Consider the following 19,932-nt stretch of genomic DNA (forward strand, 5'->3'; position numbering starts at 1 on the left):
TCATCCAAGCCGTCGGCAGGGCTGGGGCCGAGCCGAGCCGGCCCAGCCCCAGCAACTGCAGGGAACGGGTCGGATTACTGCAAACTCTTGATGTACTCCACGAGCGCGGAGAGGTTCTCCTCCTTCTGGAGCTCGGGGAGATACGGTTGGATGAAATTGGCCATCGAACCCTTGGGATACCCTGCGACGATTTTCGCATCAGGGTTCAGGATCGACTCGCGGAGGTACGCGTCGTCCCTTGTCACCGTCGAGCCATCGTCCAGCTTGACTTGCTTCCCGTAGATCCCATTGAGTGCCGGGCCAATTCCCGCTTGGCCGGTCGTACTGTGGCAGGTGTTGCAGGCGTACTTACCGAAGAGTTCCTTCCCTCGCTGGGCAAGCTCTGCATTCACATTCGGCGGCGCTGCCTTTTGCTCCTCTTGCCGACAGGCAGCGAAAGCACCGAGAGAGACCACGACGAGAAGGACCAGCAGAACACGCGACACGACCCTCTCCCTCCGAACGCAACCCTCAACGTGACGTGGAGCACCTCTGTGCCCCTCGATCACCGACCCTCATGGCACAACAAAACGTGTCTCACACGAGACCACGCGGTGGCGGTGGATCAGGAGAATCGCTCCTTCCCTCCGCCCAGCTGACGCACCACGGATGCGGGGAGAGAGCACAAAATTCAGCGAGTTCGCGGTGTGCTGAATCAATGCACGCTACCAGTGCCTGAGCCGAGACGCGTTCGTCTCCAGCTGTCAGAGCGACCTCGTCATCCGGCGAGACGTCGCGACCAGACACCACGTCGACAGCATGATGATGGTGGTGGGGATCGAATCCCCACGCAGAATGCGTGTGAGGTGTCTCGGCACCGCACTGACAAACGATGACCGGCTGTGTCACACCGAGAAGGGCGCCGAGAAGTAGGCCGCTTGCCAACAGACGAAGTACTCTGTGGATAACCACACCCCAGCGAGGCATCGACAACCCAGCCTCACATTTACTATCTAGAGGATAGCGATCGTGGTGCAGTTGTCCATCGGGATTTCTTTGGCATTCTCCTCATCCACCGTGCGGCAAACAGTCACCGCTCATCTCCGGCACACGGGGCTGCGGCGAAGACCCCTTGGACCGACCGCATCGTCCGAGAGAAGGCCACACAGCACTGGCTAAGGAGAGGTCAAAGAGGGCGCTATAGATGCACGTTGCACGACCGGACCAAAAGAGTGTGATCCACCACAGCTCCTCGACAGCACGCAATACCGTCAGCTCACCGGGACGGACGTGTGCCGCTTCTTGACGAGCTCGGGACCGCCACGGACGCGATACCGTCAGCTCACCGGGACGGACTCTCGGCAAGCCGCCACGCTCACCGCGCTCTCTCGTGCCGGCGAGAAAGCAATCTCAAGCGATGTGAGATCGTGGCTCGGTCATCTCCTGGCATCCGCTCCTCTTCTATCGAGAGAATCTCGACGTGTCTCTCTGTGCAACTGACACCCGAGCCTCGCCGATCGTCGTAGAGCGAGCTCGTTGTCATGTTGACTGCTCACGCTTGTGCTCGGACAGTCTGTCGATTTCTCAGCGAAACTGCCGAGCCCGTGATGCCGAACTACGTCGAGCGCGAACAAGGAGCAATGATGAGCACACACCCCGCGCCATCGCTCACCCCAGAGCGAGCATCGCCTCGAGCGCCCGGCGGGCCGGCTGCGCAATCTCTTCCGGCACGGTGATAACATGCTTGAAGTCACGCAGCGACTCGTAGACTTTCTCGAGTGTCACACGCTTCATGTACTGGCACACCGCATCCTCCCGCACCGGGATGAACCGCTTGCCAGGTGCCTTCTTGTATAGCCGGTGCAGGATCCCGACCTCGGTTGCCACCACGAACTCCTGCGCCGGCGCCTGGGCGGCGTAGCGAACCATCCCCTCGGTCGAAAGCAACTTGGCATCTGGCCGCAGGAAGATACAGGTTGAGCTACAACCGCACTCAGGATGGATGAGAAATTCAGCATCTGGATGTGCTGCCAGCTGGGCTTCAAGATCCTCGCTCCGAATCCCCGCATGCACATGGCACTCGCCCAGCCACACATGCAGTTTTCGCCCGGTCAGCCGTTCGACATGTGCGCCGAGAAACATATCGGGGATGAAGAAGATGGGTCGGTCTGCCGGCAGGCTCGCCACGACCTCGACCGCGTTGGCGCTCGTGCAGCAGATATCAGCCAGCGCCTTGACGGCCGCGCTAGTATTGACGTAGGCCACGACAATCCCATCCGGGTGCTGCTCGCGCCAGGCACGGACATCCTCGGGAGTGATCGTCTCGGCCAACGAGCATCCTGCCTCCAAGTCTGGCAAGAGCACCGTCTTCTCCGGGTTTAAGATGGCGGCAGTCTCAGCCATAAAGTGCACGCCACAAAAGACGATGACGCGCGCATCGGTCCGTGTTGCTTCACGCGAGAGCCCCAACGAGTCGCCAACGAAGTCAGCGATATCTTGCACTTCCGGCCGCTGATAGCTGTGGGCCAGGATGACTGCCTGACGTTCTTGCTTCAGGCGCAGGATTTCCTGGACAAGTTCCTGTTGCTCCATACCTGTCGCTACCTCCATGACCGTGACTGGATCGAAACGATCTCCAAGCTGAAGTCCAAAGCCCGCGCTGAGTGCGTGAGCGCACCAACCGAAATCGCGTCCACCCCCGTCTCCGCGATAGCTCGTACCCGCTCGAGGGTGACACCGCCTGAGGCCTCAATCTTGGCACGTCCGGCGACCCGCCGGACCGCCTCCCGCATCGTGTCCAGATCCATGTTGTCGAGCAGGATCCAATCAGCACCAGCCGCGAGCGCCTCTTCGACTTCTTCCAGCGTGGTGACCTCCACCTCGATGACCAGCGGATGCGGGGCCGCAGCCTTGGCTCGTCGTACCGCCTCGGTCACGCTACCGGCAGCGCGGATGTGGTTGTCCTTGATCAGGATCCCATCAAAGAGCCCAAAGCGATGATTCCGACCGCCACCGACACGGACTGCGTATTTCTCGAGGACGCGCATGCCCGGCGTCGTCTTTCTGGTATCGAGAATGGCCACGCCAGTTCCTTCGACCGCCTCCACAAAGGCACGAGTCAGCGTCGCGATTCCTGACAGGCGCTGCAGAAGATTCAGCGCCAAACGCTCCGCACTCAGGATGCTGCTCAGCCGCCCGGTGAGCCGCGCCACTGTCTGGCCGGGCACAATTCGAGAACCTTCAGCAGCACAGGTCTCCCAAGACAGAGTGGTATCGAGTTCCTGAAAGACCGTCATTGCCACCGGCAGGCCACAGAGAACACCTGACTCCCGCACAACGATCTCGGCAACACCAAACGTACCGGGGTCCACGACGAGCAACGTGGTGATGTCCCCGTGACCGATGTCCTCTACCAGCCAACTGCGAATCTGCTCGCGTAGGGTCATTCTGGGTAACGTGGTCTCACCCATTCTCGTACACCCATCAAGCACAAGATCTCAGGAGTGCCACTCAGCGGTGGTAGCAACAGCTGATGCGAGTCTCGCAAGCCGAGACGCTCTCGGATCAAGCCCCATGACACGCTCTCATGCGGACGAACACGGGGAGCAGTGTCCGGGCGTACGGTGTCTCTCGCGGCGCCGCAACACCGTTGCCGCTCCGTTTGATCAAGTGTACCGAGACGCGGCGACTGAGTGGACTCCGAACCCGCTCACCACGTGGGGCATCCTCAAAACCAGTGTCTCGACTACTTGCAATTGCAAGGGCTTCTCGGTAGGGGAGTCCCGGGGCATGCTCAAACCCAGTGTCGCGACTACCCACCCTCCTCCGCGACCAACCGTACAACCCGGTTGACCAGTAACGGAGCAAACACGTTGTCGACATCTGCAGAACGATCTTCTTTTATCTCGCCTGGCAACGGCGGATCGGTTCTCAGGGTGCCACGCTCACCGCGCAGCCTTGCGTCCCTGAGAGATTCCGTAAAAGGCTCCAATGAGAACACTGCTGAAGACACCAGCGAGAACAAGGACTGTGAGCGAGCGGACGGTAAGGTCGCTGCCTTGGCTTCGGAGCTGCTGAAGCAACAGGGTTAACCCGGATACCCAGAGCAGCGCGAGTGCCACGGCCATGAGCACGAGGGGTCGCAGCGACTGCCAGCCATCCCTCCATGACCACCGCACGTTTTGCCCTAGCCGAAAAGCGCTGCGGAGACGCTCGCGCTCATATATCCACCAGCCCGTTGCCAAGACGACCAACGCGTACAATCCTCCCAAAAGACCCAAAACTCCTGCGACTGCACCGCTTTCTGTCTCCAGCTGGTATGTGGTGAGAGTAGCGAGCAGGGTAGTCACAGCGGCCACGACGATGAGGCGCAACGCTGCCGCACGATTAGGAAACTGCTCAACGGAAGCCAGGGAAGTCGCTGCTATCCTCAAGGCTTCCTCAACCTCCCTGGTCAGCGGTATCCATTCAGCGGTACTCATCTGTGCTCCCAAAAGCTCAGCCAGTGCCCCGAAAAACTTCTGCGCGCGGTGTTGCCAAAGAAGCGTAACCAGTCGCGACCCACGTTGCACGGATCGCAGTGCCACGCAGCCGAGGCCGGCTGCTTCAGCACACCCAGGGATGATAGCGACTGCCCCCTCGATGGACACTCGTTCTTCTCTTCGCTCAATGAGCGGCCACAGAGCGACCAGGGCAGGACCAACTTCACAATAGGACACACCGAGGCGATCCCACTCGCGGCGCAGCTGTTCGAGCGCCGTGTTCTGGTCATCTACCACCAGACACCGAGCAGCAACCAATTGGACAGCCTGAGGCCGACCGCGGCGAGTAAGAAACCAAACCGGAACGAGGAGCACGCCCGTCGCCGCGACGATGACCCAGAGGAAGAACCAGAAAAAGATGAGATCAACCAGGCGATCCTGTGTTGGGGGCCTCGATCCCACTAAGCCCGCCACCAAGAACCAGAGTGTCAAAGCGGCCAGCAGATGAAGCCACGCGAAAAGTGACCACATCGCCACACGCCGTGTTCGCGACGAAAAAAGGGACAGAAGTGACAGCGGTGGTAGCCAGGCCAGGAAAATGGCCAGGGCAGAGTACTCCGACGGAGCGCTCGCCGAGTCTCGGGAATGTTTCTTCCCTGTATCCCGCTGCGGCCAACGCGACATCATACCTTCGGTGGACAGCAGCGCTGGCACGGTCACAAACGATACAGCGCGAGTATATGTCGCTGCGTTTCCGGTGTCTCCTCACCGTCGAAGCTTTCGCTTCACATTCAGACGTGTACGCGCAGCCGGAAAGACGACGGTGCCGGACAAGACGTGACACCATACCGTTTGGCTCTCTTCCCGGAGAGATGGCCACTTTGTGAAGGAGATACTCCATCACGACATCGGGTGAGGAGTTACCATGGATATTCTGCTCATTCAGCTCTGCTCGAGCATGCTGCCCACCTGTCGTGATTTGCCGATGATTGCGTCCGCAGTCATCCACCCACAAGACGCTGCTGCTCAATCAGCCTGGCCAGGTTACATGGCACGACGCTCAGGTCAACCAAGGGGCGAGCGAACGAGCGGCTCGTGCCGCGACAGCCACTGCAAACGCTCCTTCGTTGGTCAGTTCGGGACTTTTCCCTATTCCGGACCGGCCTCCAGGTTTGCAACCGACAAGTCTCACCACCGTAGTCCCACGCACCCGCTTCTCCATGCTGCAGCAGGGGCTCGGAGAGGCGCACGGTCCACGGAGTCCAGCCCCAGACCGGTCAGCACGATCTTCAAACATCCACGACGGTGACGCTTCATCATGACGTCTCCGCCACCACCGCGGCGAAGTTCGGAGCAGCCCTGGAAATAGTGGTCAGGCAAGTGTCGTCAACGGCAAAGTTTCGGTATGGATCCTCAGGAAGTCCTCAGGCGCGGTATCATGATGCCCCCTCACCGAAGAGGACAACCGAATTGCAATCGGTGACAGGCTGTTCACGAACGGCGACCATCTTGGTTGCCCGCTCTTGAGCTCGCTTCTCCACATTCCACAAATGGAGAGGAACCACAAATGGCCTTATTGTTATCTCCGGAATTCACACGGCTACTCTATGCTCCCATGCCCTCTGCTTGCACACCCGACTGCACCTCATAGTCACACAACCTGTCCAGAAGTCTGAGTCGATCGAATTTCTGCAGGCCGCACACACAGCTAGCGGCAACAAAGCCATTGAAGCCATCTACCTGGCTTCAACGAGCACAAAGGCAAGATCGAGTGTCACACGCTGTGTATTGAGATTGTGCAATTCAATCGCACCGCAGTATCCGCCTATAGTGCCAGTAGGGACACTGTTCAGTTGGTTCCAAACACCTTGCTGACCACTCTTCTCAGCACCAACCCAGCGCCGCTCGGACTCAACATGGTCCAGCTGGACGTCGCAATGGCAGTAGCACAGGCGGGAAGTGTAGCCACGAGCGCAAGCGCACTGAAGACGTCGCTGTCCCTTGGTGCAATAGTGAGTTGCATGCACCCGTTTGCACGCACTGCCACATTTGTGACGTCACTTGGCACTTGCGCCGACGGCGGCACCGCAACCAGGCAATCAAGAGTGAGCGGTGTCATGCTCACCTCCAACGGCGCTGAGGCAGCCGGTGTCACCCTGGTACCTGGTGATGCTGCTGGAGTCACTGCGGGTGGCATCGTGATCGACGTCATTGCTCCGCCCCTCGAAGCTGACTGCGTCGTTGCAACTGGCATGGCCATCGTCGACGGCGGAGTCCTGGCCACAACCGGAGCTGCAGACCGTGTCATCACAGCACTTGGGTAAGGCCCTGGCGTCGCTGAGCGTGGTGTTGCACTTCGCAGGATGGACGGCGCCAGACAGTCGCCGATGATCAGCTCGAGGAGCACGAGCGCAACGGCACTCGACCAGCTGTACTGTGCTCCGCTCCCCAACGCGCTCCCTCTTGCCGCCGTGATACCCCCGCTTCGAACACACAAGGAATCGTGGAAAGACGTACCGCGAGCCGGGCGAGACGCGTACCTCAGGGCAGAATCCTGGATACGACTCGCGTGCCCGGCCTGGCCTCTGCCTTACCCTGAGATTGGAGATGCGACGTCACAAGGGTACGGTGGCCTGTCCCTCCCTTTTGCATGTCGCTCAAGACTGTTTGGGGACATCCGAAGGCAAACTTCCACCTGATTCGGACGCGGAGGGACCAAAGGTGGAATAGCGCTCAAGCTAGTTGCCGATCGTCCGAGCTCAATCCGTACGCGGAGGGACCACAACCTGCCGAAAGCCCGAGGAGGGGAAGACTGGAGCCGGTGGTCGGATTCGAACCGACGACCTGCTGTTTACGAAACAGCTGCTCTACCGCTGAGCTACACCGGCCTTGAGAGCCCACGCCGGGACTCGAACCCGGGACCTCAATCTTACCAAGATTGTGCTCTGCCTCCTGAGCTACGTGGGCCCAGGCTTAACACTACCCGTCAGTATAGCCAGTTCCTGTGACTGGTGCAAGACGTGTGCCCGCGTAGACCGGCCCGAGTCGTCTCGCGCTGGTCTTTCCGTATCGTCGACACTACACCCCCCGAACGCGCACTTCCCCGCCACTGCAGTTGTCCCCAACACCAGTCGATTAGGATTCCTACCCGCCTCACCTCAGCGAGCCTTAGGCACGTTTATTGGGCAGCCGCTCACCGGCTCCTCTTATCACTCCGTCGTGTGCCATCCTCATCTCAGGAGAAGCGACTGCCGCGCATCGGCAGCATGCAGACCAGTGCTTGCCTACTCCACCCGAGAAGCGTCAGGGTGACGGTCTGCAGCACCCTGAGCTCAACATGAGATTCCGAGCACCGCCGCTCCCCGCACGCGTCCCGTGCGGAGATCCTCGAGTGCTTGATTTGCGTCCGACAAAGGATACAGCTGTACTTGGGTCCGTATGGGGACTTGCGGAGCCAGCTGGAGGAACTCTTCGCCGTCCTGCCGTGTCAAGTTGGCGACCGATCGGACGACGCGCTCTTCCCAGAGCAGCGCGTACGGGAACGACGGGATATTGCTCATGTGGATCCCGGCGCAGACGACCACGCCACCCTTCTCCACTGCCCGCAGCGCTTGCGGAACCAACGCCCCGACTGGCGCGAAGATCAGGGCAGCCTCAAGCGGCTCAGGTGGGAATTCGTCAGATCCGCCAGCCCACACAGCACCAAGAGAGCGAGCAAACGCTTGTCCCTCCACATCACCCGGGCGCGTAAAGGCATACACGGCGCGCCCTTGCCACACTGCGACTTGCGTCAGGATATGAGCCGCTGCACCAAAGCCGTAAAAGCCAAGTCGGCGTGCCCCCGCAGCGAAGCGCAGCGCGCGGTAGCCGATCAGTCCAGCACAGAGAAGGGGTGCCGCTTGCTCATCAGGATAGCCATCCGGAATTGGGAAACAATAGCGCTCGTCGGCGACTGCGTACTCAGCATAGCCCCCGTCGAGTGTGTAGCCGGTGAAGCGGGCGCGATCACACAGGTTCTCGCGCCCGCTCTGACAAAATCGACACTCTCCGCACGTCCACCCAAGCCACGGAACACCAACGCGCTGCCCAATCTGGTAGCACTCGGCACCGGGCCCCTTCTGAACCACTTCCCCAACGATTTGGTGTCCAAGGATTAACGGGAGCTTCGGGTTCGGCAGTTCTCCATCCACAATGTGCAGATCAGTACGGCAGACTCCACAAGCACGAACACGGAGGAGCACCTGCCCCGGACCAGGCTCGGGAATGGGAAGCTGGCGCAGAACAAGCGGTTGTCCTGGCCGTTCCAGGATCATTGCCCGCACGGCTACAACTCATCCTCCGGCACAAAGGCTACAAAGCGGCAGAACGCGGCCTCGCCGCCTTTAAACCGCCATGGGAAACAGCCCACCATGACGCGTCGATCCAGCACCTTGTCGATTTCACCCCCCGCGTTCTCAATGTGAATGACACCATGGGGGAAAAGGTGAAAGTGCATCACTTGGTAGTCTCGGTCCGGCAAAAGTTCGTCGATCCGTTTCCCATGTTTTGCTTCAAGCTCCGGTATCAGATCTGCGCGGATTTTCCGAATCACTGTGTTGAACGGGTGATCTGCCGATGCACAGTCAACAGCCAGCCAAGCGATCTTGCGCTGGAGCACCCACTCTGCAAAAGCACGCGTTGGGCCCGGATGTTTGATGAAATATCGTGTCTCGTCTGGCTGCCGGAGTGCAGGGTCAGTGGCCCAGTCACTCGGGTAATAATGGTGATACCCTGTATGGATCACCAAAATGTCACCCGGTTGAATGGTGATTCCGGTGTCTTGCTCCCACCGTTCAAAGTGTTCCGGCCCGTAAACGTCGTAGTCACCAATGCCGTAGCGTGTCAGATCGACGATACACGCCCACCCCACCAGCTTACTCAGGGGGATTGAGGCGATGTCCTCACCACCAGTAATAAAGTGCAGCGGGGCGTCCAGGTGGGTCCCCACGTGCAGGGTCGAGGAGATCCACTGCCCACCAGCTCGCTCGAACGCCACCCGCTTGATCCACTTGACTGTCGGGCCCTCGTAAAGGGCAAAACCCGGCGTGTGAATATCCCAGTCTTGAGAGAGATCCAACACACGGCAGCGCGCGAGATCAACCACCATCAGTCTGACGTCCTTTCCCCGATTTCACTTTCGGGAACGGTTGGCAAACCGTTCCCATGGTCCTCCCGCCTCCAGGGCGACACCGCTGTTGGGGAAGGAAAAGCTTTAGGCGGGAGCCCCGCTGCTCTCACTCTTCAACAAAGGCAACGGCACGACAGAACGCTGCCTCACCACCCTTAAACAACCAGGGGAAAACGCCAAGCGTCAGTCGGCGGTTATGGAGCTCCTTCCGCCCTATCTCTCCACCAAGATTCTCGACATGAATGCAGTCATGCGGGAAGAGCGCATTGTGTGTCAACTGGTAGTGTTCCTCGGGAAAGAGCTCGTTGAGCTTCTCGCCAAACTTCTGCTCGCAGATCGCACGCACGCGCTTCCACTGCTCAAGACCACCACGCCCGAGGAACCGACCAATCGGCAGATTCATTGGGTGATCGGTTGAGACCATATCCACACCCCAAATTTTGATCTTCTTCGCAATCAGCCAGTCGACGATCGAGGGGTGCGGGCCAGGATGGCGGAGCAAGTACTTTTCTTCGTCCGGCTGCTCACCGAACTGGGCATACCGGTGCCAGCCAGTGTGGATGAACAGAATATCGCCCTCGTGGACTTCTACCCGCTCCTCAATCATCTCCGGCGTGAAGATATCGAGTTCGTCGAGCACATCCGAGAGATCGACGATGACCCCCGGACCGTAGAGCCACTCGAGAGGGATCTGATCGATCGTCTTACCGCCCGTGATGAAATGCCGCGGCGCGTCAAGGTGCGTCCCCATGTGGTTTGAGGTCATGATGTACTGGGCGTTGACCCCATGCTCCGCCTTGCGCTTGATGTACTTCACCTCGAACGGCGGATAGAACGGCCAGAATGAGACCTCCTGATTGAGCGGCTGCGAGAGGTCGTAGAGTTTCACGGTACCCATCGCACTCCTCCCTTCCCCTTCATCAAAACCGGTTCTGAATCCTCCACAAGCGATAGCTCATCCAGGCTGAAGCAAACCCGCCGACATGACGACTGGGAGGGTCCCGATCAGCGCACGGGATCTCTTGCCCCTGCCGTCACGATGACTCGGGATGCGTCATCCGCCAGAGCTGGTCAGGATCGAGCGGCATCCGGGTGATCCGCACGCCGAACGGTCGCAGCGCGTCTTCGACCGCCGCGGCCACGACCGCGGGCATCGGGATGGCCCCTGCCTCACCAACCCCTTTCACCCCAAGTGGATTGAGGGGCGACGGCGTTTCTTGATGCGCAATTTCCATCCGCGGGATCTCCATTGCCGTTGGCATGAGAAAGTCCATGAAGCTCGCATTGAGCAGTTGTCCGTTATCGTCGTAGTGAAGCTTCTCGTAGAAAGCACCTCCGATCCCCTGGGCGATCCCACCGTGCACCTGCCCCTCGACGACCATCGGGTTGATCATCTTCCCGCAGTCGTGCACGACCCAGAGCTTTCTGATGTGGAGCTGACCCGTCTCGATGTCGACCTCGACGAGCATACCCACCGCTCCACTCGCCCAGGTCGCGTGTGGTGGCGAGTAGTACTCCGTCGCTTCGAGAGACGGTTGCTTTCCTGGCGGAAGTGTCGGTCCCGTCCAAGGGCGTGGTCGCACAACCAAATCTCCGGCATAGGCATACCGCAACGGATTCGCAAGCTGTGCAAGCTGTGCCCAGGTAAAGCCCCGCTCCGGCGCACCCCGAACGTAGACTCGTCCATCTTCGACCACAAGGTCCTCTACCGCAACCTCCAGCTCCTCGGCAGCAAGTTGCAACCCCTGTTCGCGGACCTTGCGCGCTGCAAGGGCTACCGCACTCCCGCAGACCACAGCGCTGCGGCTCGCGTAGGTGCCTGAACCGAACTGGAAGTGCGCAGTGTCCCCTTCGAACACCTGTACCGATCCGACCGGCACCTGGAGCTCCTCGGCGACGATTTGCGCAAGGACTGTCTTATGCGCCTGCCCCTGCTGCGGCATACCGGTCGCCACATATACCTGACCCGTCGGTTCAACGCGGACCGTGGCGCCTTCGTAAGGGCCGATCCCGGTGCCCTCAACATAGCACGCAATTCCAACGCCCACGAAGCGGCCTTCCGCCCGCAGGCGCGGCAGCTCCTCACGCACCAGCCGGTCATAATCCATTTGCTGCAGTAAGAGATCAAGCATGCCCGGGTAATTACCACTGTCGTAGCGAGTCGGCGCCCCGTCTTGGAAGATCAGGCCGACATCGTACGGAAACTCGTGCGGTTGGATGAAGTTGCGTCGCCGTACCTCTGCGCGATCCAGCCCCAGTTCGTCAGCCACGCGATCCAAAAGGCGTTCCATCACAAAGGCAGCATGGGGGCGCCCAGCACCGCGATAAGGACTCACTGGCACGGTGTTGGAATACACAGCGCGGAACTCGACGTGATAGTTGGGTACCTTGTACGGACCAGGGAGTTGGCACGCCGTGATGATGGGGACGATGATCCCATATGGCGTGTAGGCCCCTGCGTCGTGCAGGAAGCGGTCGCGAATCCCGAGGATGCGCCCCTCGGCGTCCACCGCGATCTCCGCGTCGTGGATTTGTAGACGCTCGTGATTGGTACCCACGAAGTGTTCCAAGCGGTCCTCAGTCCACTTGATCGGGCGCCGCAAGGTGAGTGCAGCGTAGGGGACCAGCACTTCTTCTGGATACACCATGATCTTGCAGCCAAAGCCGCCCCCGACGTCCGGCGCAATCACCCGCACCTGCGTCGGTGCGAGTCCAAAGAGTGCTGCCAGTGCATTGCGGATCACGATCGGCGCCTGGGTCGTGTCCCAGACTTCGAGCACACCCTCCACGTCATTCCACACGGCAACGATGGCCCGGGTCTCGATCGGCATCCCAGCACTGCGCTCGATGATGAGTCGCTCTCGGAAAACATGCGCCGCACGGGAAAAGGCACCCTCTGGATCGCCGACAATGCCGACGTAGTGCGCCGCAACGTTGGTTCCGAGTTCCTCGTGGACAAGCGGTGCACCAGGCTGGACGGCACGCTCGATGTCCACGACCGGCGGAAGCTCCTCCCATTCCACCACGATCGCCTCCACCGCGTCCTCGGCAAGGTAGCGACTCTCCGCGATCACCATCGCCACCGGCTCGCCGACGTGATTCACCTCGTCCTTGGCCAATGCATAGCGTGTGTATGGATGGGTGAGATCCGGATGTGGGATCAGCAACGGCATGCGCCGCTGGCACGGCCCGATGTCCGCATACGTCCAGACCGTGACCACACCTGGCATCTCGCGCGCGGCACTGACATCAATTGACCGGATCCGCGCATGCGCAAGCGGGCTACGCAGGAACGCCACGTGGAGCTGTCCAGGAAGGTCGATATCGTCCGTGTATCGTCCACGACCAGTGAGCAGCCGCGGGTCTTCCGCACGCTTGATCGGTTCTCCAAAGATTCGGGTCGGCATGGGAAAGCCTCCTACCCTTACGATTGTCGCATGAGCTGTGCCGCAGAGAGTGCCGCTTCAACGATATTCTGGTAGCCGGTGCAACGGCACAGATTCCCAGAGATCGCCTCACGAATCTCCTCTTCGGTCGGATTGGGATGTTCGGCAAGGAAAGCTTTGAGGACCATAAGCATCCCCGGCGTGCAGTATCCACACTGCAGACCATGTTTTTCCCAGAATGCGAGCTGCAGCGGATGGAGCTCCGACTCGCTTGGCGCGAGCCCCTCCACTGTCTCAATCGCATGCCCGTCCGCTTGCACGGCCAGGAAGAGGCAACTGCGTACCGGCTCTCCATCAAACAGGACGGTGCAGGCACCACAGACCCCATGTTCACAACCGACATGGGTCCCGGTCAAACCAAGTTCGTGGCGCAAGAAGTCCGACAACAGCAAACGCGCTTCAACCTCACGTTCATACGGGACACCATTCACCACCACTCGGATCACCCGACGTTCTGTTCCCACGGCTGTCATTGTCGCGCTCCCTCCCGCGCGCGCTCCGCCGCCAGGGCCAGGGCCCGCTCTGCTAACACACCAGCCACGTATCGCCGGTACTCTGCCGAAGCGTGGATATCGCCAGCTGGATCGATCTCACCACGCACCGTTGCCGCTGCCGCTCGCCAAGTCTCTGCAGCCACCGGCTGACCACGCAGTGCAGCCTCAGCAAGACGAGCTCGTACCGGCCGTCCACCAACACCGATAAAGCTCAAACGTGCCTCGGTGACCGTCGTGAAATCCTCCGCAAGGCTGACGACTGCTCCCACTCCAACCAGCGCATAGTCGCCATGCCGGCGCGCAACTTCCAGCCACGCGGTACCAGTGCGCGACGGAAGCGATGGAAATCGCACTTCCGTCACGAGCTCATCGGGCTCGGCAGCCGTCGTTAACAGATCGATAAAGAAGTCCTCCGCTGGCACGAGGCGTTGCCCGCGCCGGCTCGTGAGCTGAACCGTTCCATCGAGTGCCATCAACACTCCGGGGAGCTCGGCAGCTGGATCCGCATGCGCGACGCTGCCACCGACCGTTCCTCGCGTCCGGATCGGAAGATGCCCCACCCAGCGAATCGCCTCGGCTAAGAGCGGTGTGTGTTCGGCAACGAGCGGCGACCGTTCCACAGCACGATGCCGTGTCATCGCCCGCACCACGAGCGCACCGTTGTCGAGCTCAATCCCGGACAGCTCGTGCAGTCCGTTCAGATCAATGAGAAGGCTCGGCCGTGCCAGGCGCATGTTCAACATCGGGATCAAGCTCTGGCCACCGGCGAGCGGTTTGGCTTCGTCAGCCATTTCAGCCAGAACCGCCAAGGCCTCCTCCAAACTGTGTGGCGCGTAGTACCGAAAGCGCGGTGGCTTCATCGCGCATACCCTCCACTCACGCCCTCATCGTAACCCAATCGGTGCCGCTCCAAACCAGCGCTGTACACTCTCCAGTGATAGGGAGAACCCTGCAGTGCTGCTGCAAGTCGATCTGGTTGCGAGTCCTATCTCGCCCCTGATGAAAGGTACACCGCAGACATTCAGAGTCGCGGCCACCTATCCGCGGGCAGCGTATCTCACCGACACTGCTCACTGGATATCCTTGGTTGTCCCCGGCGCCTCGCTGCCCCCTGACGGTATTCGAATTGCGACCCCCATAGACCTTCGAGTTCTTTTCAGCCACGTCGATGAAATCCGCATCGGGAATGGTGCATTGGCGTTCCCGGACGAAAGACGGCTGTCGATCTCCCCGCGATGTCGCCACTGGAACCCGAAACCCCGCCTCACTCGTTCTTGCAGGCAGGAGCTCCACGCAGCCGCTTGCCAAATGGTTGAGGATCTGCTCGTCACACTCCCACAGGAAGACCCGAGTGTTGGACTCGTCCTCCACTCTGCTCTGTCGATTTTCGATGAACTCACCCGTGCCCTGGCCAACGGTCACCAGAGCGAAGTCATCACTCACACACGCCACCTCGCGGGACTCGGGCCGGGCCTCACACCTCTCGGTGATGATCTTCTTCTCGGCTGTTCCCTGGCCTTGACCATATTGGCACAAGAGCCAGCTCCGGACCATGACTGGCTGGCACTTCGCGGGCTGCTGGCACGCATTGCCGCTCCAGCGACAACCGCCCGGAGCGCGGCCTGGCTCCGTCAGGCGGGGAATGGCGAATTTGCCCGCGAACTCGCAGCCTTGGCACACGCGTTGTGCGCAGCCAACGCCCGCCTCATCGGCCGGCTGCTTAAGCGTATTCTGACAATCGGTTCGTCGTCTGGTTGGGCAACCGCGTACGGGGTGAGCCGGGCACTCTGTCTGCTCCTTGATCACAAAGGCGGACGGCCGCTTTGGCACCGCGGGGCTGGCTGAGCGGCTGGCGAACACGTTCAGACCGCGGTAAATCAGCGCCCCCGAACGGCCTCCCGGGAAACCGCGTACCACGTCGCCCCCACAATGGAGAAGCAGCAGATTGCGGAAAAAGCAAAACTCCATGCCACCGACTCCTCGCCGATGGCGTTAACCACCACGCACAACGTCACTTGCCGAAAAAGCCGAGAGGAGCTCCTCTCGAGCTCCTCTTGCCCTCGGACGACGGCAGGAGTATAGTCTGAATCGGTTGAGGCTGTCAACGCGGCCGAGGAAAGCGCATCAATTGAGGGGAGCGGACCTCTAGTCCTTTCAGCAACACAAGCCAGAGGTCGTCTGATTCACGGCCAGCCCTGTGGACCTAGCCCCGGGTTGGCCGGGTCGCTTTTTTCTCGGATCGGCATAAGGGGGGCCAAGATGGTCGTACGCGTTCACGTTGAACCCAACGCGTATTTCGACTCCGTCGCGCTCATGGCTGTGGCGGCGGCGGTTAATCGGGAGCCAGGTGTAGAGCTTGCCGCCCTTCTCATGGGGACAAGTCCAAACCTCGAACTCCTTCGCGACTCAGGCATGTGGGATGCATGTCTCGAAGAGGTATCCCCCAACGACCTTGTGATTGCGGTTCGAGCCAGCGACGAGGTGACGGCGACTGCAGCCATCGAACAGGTACTGCAACGACTCCGCGCGACCACTCCGGTTCGTCAACCCGTGGACACAAGCGCCGTTCCGAGAACGCTACGGAGTGCGCTCCGCGCCGCTCCGCAGGCTCGCATCGTCGCCATTTCTGTCCCGGGGCCCTATGCCCCGATTGAGGCAGAGGAAGCGCTCCGCTCCGGCCGGCACGTGTTCCTTTTCAGTGATAACGTCCCGCTCAGCGAAGAGGTGCGACTCAAGCGTTTGGCACAGGACCTTGGCCTTCTGCTGATGGGCCCTGACTGTGGCACGGCCTTTATCAGTGGTCTCGGCCTTGGCTTTATGAACGCCGTACGCCGTGGACCCATTGGGATCGTCGCTGCGGCTGGTACTGGACTGCAGCAAGTCGCCAGCCTCGTCGACTGGTTTGGTAGCGGCATCAGTCACGGGATCGGCACCGGCGGGCGAGACCTTGACGAACACGTTGGTGGAGTGACGATGCTCGCTGGTATCGACGCACTGGCAGCTGATTCGGCAACCGAGGTGCTGATCCTCGTTTCTAAACCCCCCGCTCCACAGGTCGCCCAACGCGTTCTCCAACATGCCGCACAGTGCGGGAAACCAGTGGTCGTCTGCTTCGTCGGGCGACCACCCGAACCGATCGAGAACGTCCGAATAGCTGGGAATCTCACCGAAGCCGCGCGGCTCGCAGTCCACCTAGCGACTGGGCGTCCGCTCGAGGACTTGGAGCTCCCGGGGCACGACGAACTCGCAGCTCGTCTGGCAGCCCAGCGTGCGGCACTTAGGCCAGGGCAGCGGTTTCTCCGTGGTCTTTACAGCGGCGGGACGCTCTGCGACGAGGCGATGCAGATCCTGGCACCCCGCATTGGTGATATCCGCTCCAACGTGCCACTCCGTGCGGATCTCCGGCTTACTGATCCGCACCGAAGCCAGGAGCACACCTTCGTCGATCTTGGATCGGACGAGTTCACGGTTGGGCGCCCACATCCCATGATTGATCAGACCATTCGGATAGAACGGTTGTTGCGCGAGGCAACCGATCCCACTGTGGCAGGGATCGTGCTTGACGTCGTCCTGGGCTACGGAGCTGCCGCAGATCCAGCAGCGGACCTCGCTCCGGCGATCCAGGAAGCACGGCGCAGTGCAGAACGCGAGGGACGATCACTCCCCGTTATCGTCGCGCTCGTGGGCACACGCAGCGATCCCCAGGACTATGAGCGTCAACGCCGTGCTCTCGAAGCTGCGGGCGCAATTGTCGTCCCCAGCAATGCCTGGGCCGCGGAACTCGCCGCGCAACTCGTCGCGTAAACGCAGGGAAGGAATGGCAAGATGAGTGACAAGATTCGTGAGTTACTGGAAAACACCCCGGAGGTCGTCAATGTCGGCTTGGAGCTTTTCGCCCGCGCCATGCGCGAGCAGGGGGGTCATGTCCATTCGGTCGAATGGAAGCCCCCGCTCGTCGAACCAAACAAGCAGGCACTTGCGTTGTTTAACGATCCGACCATCGCGGCTGCAAACCAGGAGGCAGTAACTCGCATGATGCGCGCCCAGCCGGTCATCATCGGGGTTGCCCGGGCGCGGGATGTCATTCCCGGAATGAGTGATCGCACGTTCCTGCACGCCGGCCCGCCCATCGACTGGCAGCATGCCTCAGGGCCGCTGCGCGGCGCGCTCATCGGCGCCATGCTCTTCGAAGAGTTCGCCAACACCCCTGAAGAGGCAGTCCGCAAGCTTGAGTCGGGCTTCGTGGAACTCGCACCGAACCATGAACACAATGCGGTCGGCCCGATGGCCGGTGTGATTTCGCCATCAATGCCGGTGTACATCGCGGTCAACGCCGCTGGCGAGAATCGCGCCTACACCAACTTTAATGAGGGCATTGGCAAAGTGATGCGGATGGGCGCCTACGCCCCCGAGGTAATTGACCGACTGCGGTGGATGAGCCGCGTCCTGGCGCCTCTGATCGGCCAGGCTTTGCAGCGGAGCGGCGGTATCGATCTCCGCAACATTATCGCCCAAGCCCTCCAGATGGGAGACGAGTGCCACAACCGCAACAAGGCCGCCACCTCGCTGTTCTATCGTGAGATTGCTCCCTATCTCGTCGAGTGCGATGCTCCAGCCAGTAATATCGCTGCTGTGCTTCGCTTCATTCACTCCAACGATCACTTTTTTGTGAATCTTGCAATGGTCGCCGCCAAGGTGATGGCGGATGCGGCGCACGGTATTCCGGGCAGCTCGCTCGTCACCACCCTCTCGCGGAACGGCACGGAGTTCGGCATCCGCATCTCCGGCTTGGGTGATCGCTGGTTTATCGGTCCGGCGAATGTCCCGCGCGGACTCTACTTCCCCGGATTCGGCCCAGACGACGCGAATCCCGACATCGGTGACAGTGCAATTACCGAGACCGCTGGCTTTGGGGGGTTCGCGCTGGCCGGTGCTCCAGCAATTGTCCAATTTATTGGTGGAACACCAGCTGACGCAGTGCGAGCGACGCTCGAGATGTACGAGATCACTGTCGCCGAGCATGAGGTTTTCCGAATCCCTTCGCTCGACTTCCGGGGCACCCCTGTGGGAATCGACCTCCGCGCGGTCATCCGCAGCGGCATTCTTCCGGTGATCGATACGGGTATCGCCCATCGCGAGCCGGGCATCGGCCAAGTCGGTGCCGGGATTGTACGGCCACCGGTTCGTTGCTTCACGGAGGCCTACCGCACATTCGAACAGCAGTACCTCGTCCAGCGCGGTGCCCTGCCGACATCTCAAACGAGGAGGACCATATGAGACGTGTTGTTGTCGCCCTCGGCGGGAACGCCATCATTCAGGCGGGTCAGCGCGGCACGGCCGAAGAGCAACAAGCGAACGTTGATCTCACGTGCCGCCAGCTTGCCGAGTTGGTTCTCGCGGGATACGAACTGATCATCACGCACGGCAACGGACCGCAAGTTGGCAATCTGCTCGTCAAAAACGAACTCGCTCGAGATGTGGTCCCGCCGGTTCCGTTGCACTGGTGTGTCGCGCAGACTCAGGCGACAATCGGCTTCATGATCCAACAAGCGCTCGGGGCCGAGCTTCGACAGCGTGGAGTCGAACGAGTCGTGGCCACGCTCGTGACCCGGACCGAAGTGAGTCCGGACGACCCCGCTTGGCAGGATCCAACGAAGCCGATCGGCCTCTACTACCCTGAGGAACGAGCGCGAGAGATCATGGCTCAAACCGGGCAGGTGTGGAAGCCCCAGGGAACGCGGGGCTGGCGGCGCGTAGTTCCTTCTCCTGACCCGATTGCCATCGTCGATCGACCAGCGATCGAACTCTTCATTGCGGCCGGCGCCATTGTTGTCGCTTCCGGCGGCGGGGGTATTCCCGTCGTTCGACGACCCGACGGGCGTTACGACGGCGTCGAGGCCGTTATTGACAAAGATCTCGCTGCTGCACTACTCGCTCATGAACTCGGAGCAGACGCGCTCCTGATTCTTACTGACGTCCCCCACGTCATGCTGAACTACGGCACGCCAAGCGCGAGCCCGCTTGAACAGGTCACCGCCAGTGAACTTCGGCGCTATCAAGCCGAGGGGCACTTCGCTTCCGGCTCCATGGGACCGAAAGTCGAAGCGGCAATCCGTTTTGTCAGCCGTGGTGTGGGTCGTCGGGCAATCATTGCCGCGCTTGATCATGCTCGGGACGCCCTGGAAGGCCGCTGCGGCACGCACGTTCTCCCGGACCCATGATCACATGGAACACCGCTTGCCTTGCCCTTCGATCTTTCGGACTGCTCTGGGTACCGATTGGCCAGGGAACTAGGGTACTCTTCGGCTAGTTCTTCTGTGCTCTTGTACACCATCCTGAGAGACCGAACACTCTGGGCAGGGGGT

At 60.7% G+C, this 19,932-nt stretch carries 15 protein-coding genes and 2 tRNA genes; 5 read left to right on the forward strand and 12 right to left on the reverse strand.

The features are described 5' to 3' along the window. Positions 1–74 precede the first annotated feature (74 nt). The 4 genes from NET03_RS11635 to NET03_RS11650 all read right to left on the reverse strand — a co-directional run bounded on the left by NET03_RS11635 (position 75) and on the right by NET03_RS11650 (position 4,991). The gene (locus NET03_RS11635) at positions 75–485 is read right to left on the reverse strand and encodes a c-type cytochrome (RefSeq protein WP_252129095.1); all 411 of its coding nucleotides are present in this window, start codon (positions 483–485) and stop codon (positions 75–77) included. Between the two features lie 1,162 nt (positions 486–1,647). Continuing rightward, complete coding sequence (nadA, locus tag NET03_RS11640; protein ID WP_252129096.1) at positions 1,648–2,571, reverse strand: quinolinate synthase NadA; 924 nt, start codon at positions 2,569–2,571, stop codon at positions 1,648–1,650. Positions 2,572–2,579: 8 nt separating this feature from the next. Beyond that, positions 2,580–3,449, reverse strand: coding sequence for a carboxylating nicotinate-nucleotide diphosphorylase (gene nadC / locus NET03_RS11645; RefSeq protein ID WP_252129097.1), 870 nt, complete (start codon positions 3,447–3,449; stop codon positions 2,580–2,582). A 474-nt stretch (positions 3,450–3,923) separates the two neighbouring features. Further along, entirely contained in the window at positions 3,924–4,991 is a 1,068-nt protein-coding gene (locus NET03_RS11650) for a hypothetical protein (protein WP_252129098.1), read from the reverse strand. Between the two features lie 1,586 nt (positions 4,992–6,577). Here NET03_RS11650 and NET03_RS11655 point away from each other — a divergent pair. Further along, a complete protein-coding gene (locus NET03_RS11655; protein ID WP_252129099.1) occupies positions 6,578–6,784 on the forward strand; it encodes a hypothetical protein in 207 nt (68 codons plus the stop codon). A 489-nt stretch (positions 6,785–7,273) separates the two neighbouring features. On the opposite strand, the gene NET03_RS11660 is transcribed toward NET03_RS11655, so the two are convergent. From NET03_RS11660 to NET03_RS11695, 8 genes are all read right to left on the reverse strand, one after another. Beyond that, positions 7,274–7,348 (reverse strand) — tRNA-Thr (locus NET03_RS11660). A gap of 6 nt (positions 7,349–7,354) precedes the next feature. Next, positions 7,355–7,427 (reverse strand) — tRNA-Thr (locus tag NET03_RS11665). A 365-nt stretch (positions 7,428–7,792) separates the two neighbouring features. Further along, complete coding sequence (locus NET03_RS11670) at positions 7,793–8,782, reverse strand: zinc-dependent alcohol dehydrogenase family protein (protein ID WP_353655822.1); 990 nt, start codon at positions 8,780–8,782, stop codon at positions 7,793–7,795. Positions 8,783–8,784: 2 nt separating this feature from the next. Next, on the reverse strand, positions 8,785–9,606 hold the full coding sequence (locus NET03_RS11675) for a cyclase family protein (RefSeq protein WP_252129100.1): 822 nt from the start codon (positions 9,604–9,606) through the stop codon (positions 8,785–8,787). Between the two features lie 127 nt (positions 9,607–9,733). Beyond that, a complete protein-coding gene (locus NET03_RS11680) occupies positions 9,734–10,525 on the reverse strand; it encodes a cyclase family protein (RefSeq protein WP_252129101.1) in 792 nt (263 codons plus the stop codon). A 136-nt stretch (positions 10,526–10,661) separates the two neighbouring features. Beyond that, the gene (gene cutA / locus NET03_RS11685; RefSeq protein WP_252129102.1) at positions 10,662–13,034 is read right to left on the reverse strand and encodes an aerobic carbon-monoxide dehydrogenase large subunit; all 2,373 of its coding nucleotides are present in this window, start codon (positions 13,032–13,034) and stop codon (positions 10,662–10,664) included. A 17-nt stretch (positions 13,035–13,051) separates the two neighbouring features. Beyond that, the gene (locus NET03_RS11690; protein ID WP_252129103.1) at positions 13,052–13,546 is read right to left on the reverse strand and encodes a (2Fe-2S)-binding protein; all 495 of its coding nucleotides are present in this window, start codon (positions 13,544–13,546) and stop codon (positions 13,052–13,054) included. Beyond that, positions 13,543–14,427, reverse strand: a complete 885-nt coding sequence (locus tag NET03_RS11695) for an FAD binding domain-containing protein (protein WP_252129104.1) — start codon at positions 14,425–14,427, stop codon at positions 13,543–13,545. Before NET03_RS11695 ends, NET03_RS11690 begins: the two co-directional genes overlap by 4 nt. Before the next feature lie 448 nt (positions 14,428–14,875). Between NET03_RS11695 and NET03_RS11700 the strand changes: the two genes are divergently transcribed. The 4 genes from NET03_RS11700 to arcC all read left to right on the forward strand — a co-directional run bounded on the left by NET03_RS11700 (position 14,876) and on the right by arcC (position 19,788). After that, positions 14,876–15,412, forward strand: a complete 537-nt coding sequence (locus NET03_RS11700) for an oxamate carbamoyltransferase subunit AllH family protein (RefSeq protein WP_252129105.1) — start codon at positions 14,876–14,878, stop codon at positions 15,410–15,412. A gap of 414 nt (positions 15,413–15,826) precedes the next feature. Continuing rightward, complete coding sequence (gene fdrA / locus NET03_RS11705) at positions 15,827–17,371, forward strand: acyl-CoA synthetase FdrA (RefSeq protein ID WP_252129106.1); 1,545 nt, start codon at positions 15,827–15,829, stop codon at positions 17,369–17,371. 21 nt (positions 17,372–17,392) lie between these two features. Next, positions 17,393–18,844, forward strand: coding sequence for a YlbE family protein (locus NET03_RS11710; RefSeq protein ID WP_252129107.1), 1,452 nt, complete (start codon positions 17,393–17,395; stop codon positions 18,842–18,844). Beyond that, positions 18,841–19,788: a carbamate kinase gene (gene arcC / locus NET03_RS11715; protein WP_252129108.1), complete on the forward strand. Its 948-nt coding sequence runs from the start codon at positions 18,841–18,843 to the stop codon at positions 19,786–19,788. Before NET03_RS11710 ends, arcC begins: the two co-directional genes overlap by 4 nt. Positions 19,789–19,932 lie beyond the last annotated feature (144 nt).

This window comes from Thermomicrobium sp. CFH 73360, assembly GCF_023806465.1.
In the GTDB taxonomy this organism is placed as follows: Bacteria; Chloroflexota; Chloroflexia; order Thermomicrobiales; family Thermomicrobiaceae; genus Thermomicrobium.

Coding starts and splice junctions, on each gene's coding strand:
- nadA (WP_252129096.1), bottom strand. CDS start 2,571: ATGGAGCAACAGGAACTTGTCCAGGAAATCCTGCGCCTGAAGCAAGAA.
- nadC (WP_252129097.1), bottom strand. CDS start 3,449: ATGGGTGAGACCACGTTACCCAGAATGACCCTACGCGAGCAGATTCGC.
- NET03_RS11650 (WP_252129098.1), bottom strand. CDS start 4,991: ATGTGGTCACTTTTCGCGTGGCTTCATCTGCTGGCCGCTTTGACACTC.
- NET03_RS11655 (WP_252129099.1), top strand. CDS start 6,578: ATGCTCACCTCCAACGGCGCTGAGGCAGCCGGTGTCACCCTGGTACCT.
- NET03_RS11675 (WP_252129100.1), bottom strand. CDS start 9,606: ATGGTGGTTGATCTCGCGCGCTGCCGTGTGTTGGATCTCTCTCAAGAC.
- NET03_RS11680 (WP_252129101.1), bottom strand. CDS start 10,525: ATGGGTACCGTGAAACTCTACGACCTCTCGCAGCCGCTCAATCAGGAG.
- cutA (WP_252129102.1), bottom strand. CDS start 13,034: ATGCCGACCCGAATCTTTGGAGAACCGATCAAGCGTGCGGAAGACCCG.
- NET03_RS11690 (WP_252129103.1), bottom strand. CDS start 13,546: ATGACAGCCGTGGGAACAGAACGTCGGGTGATCCGAGTGGTGGTGAAT.
- NET03_RS11695 (WP_252129104.1), bottom strand. CDS start 14,427: ATGAAGCCACCGCGCTTTCGGTACTACGCGCCACACAGTTTGGAGGAG.
- NET03_RS11700 (WP_252129105.1), top strand. CDS start 14,876: ATGGTTGAGGATCTGCTCGTCACACTCCCACAGGAAGACCCGAGTGTT.
- fdrA (WP_252129106.1), top strand. CDS start 15,827: ATGGTCGTACGCGTTCACGTTGAACCCAACGCGTATTTCGACTCCGTC.
- NET03_RS11710 (WP_252129107.1), top strand. CDS start 17,393: ATGAGTGACAAGATTCGTGAGTTACTGGAAAACACCCCGGAGGTCGTC.
- arcC (WP_252129108.1), top strand. CDS start 18,841: ATGAGACGTGTTGTTGTCGCCCTCGGCGGGAACGCCATCATTCAGGCG.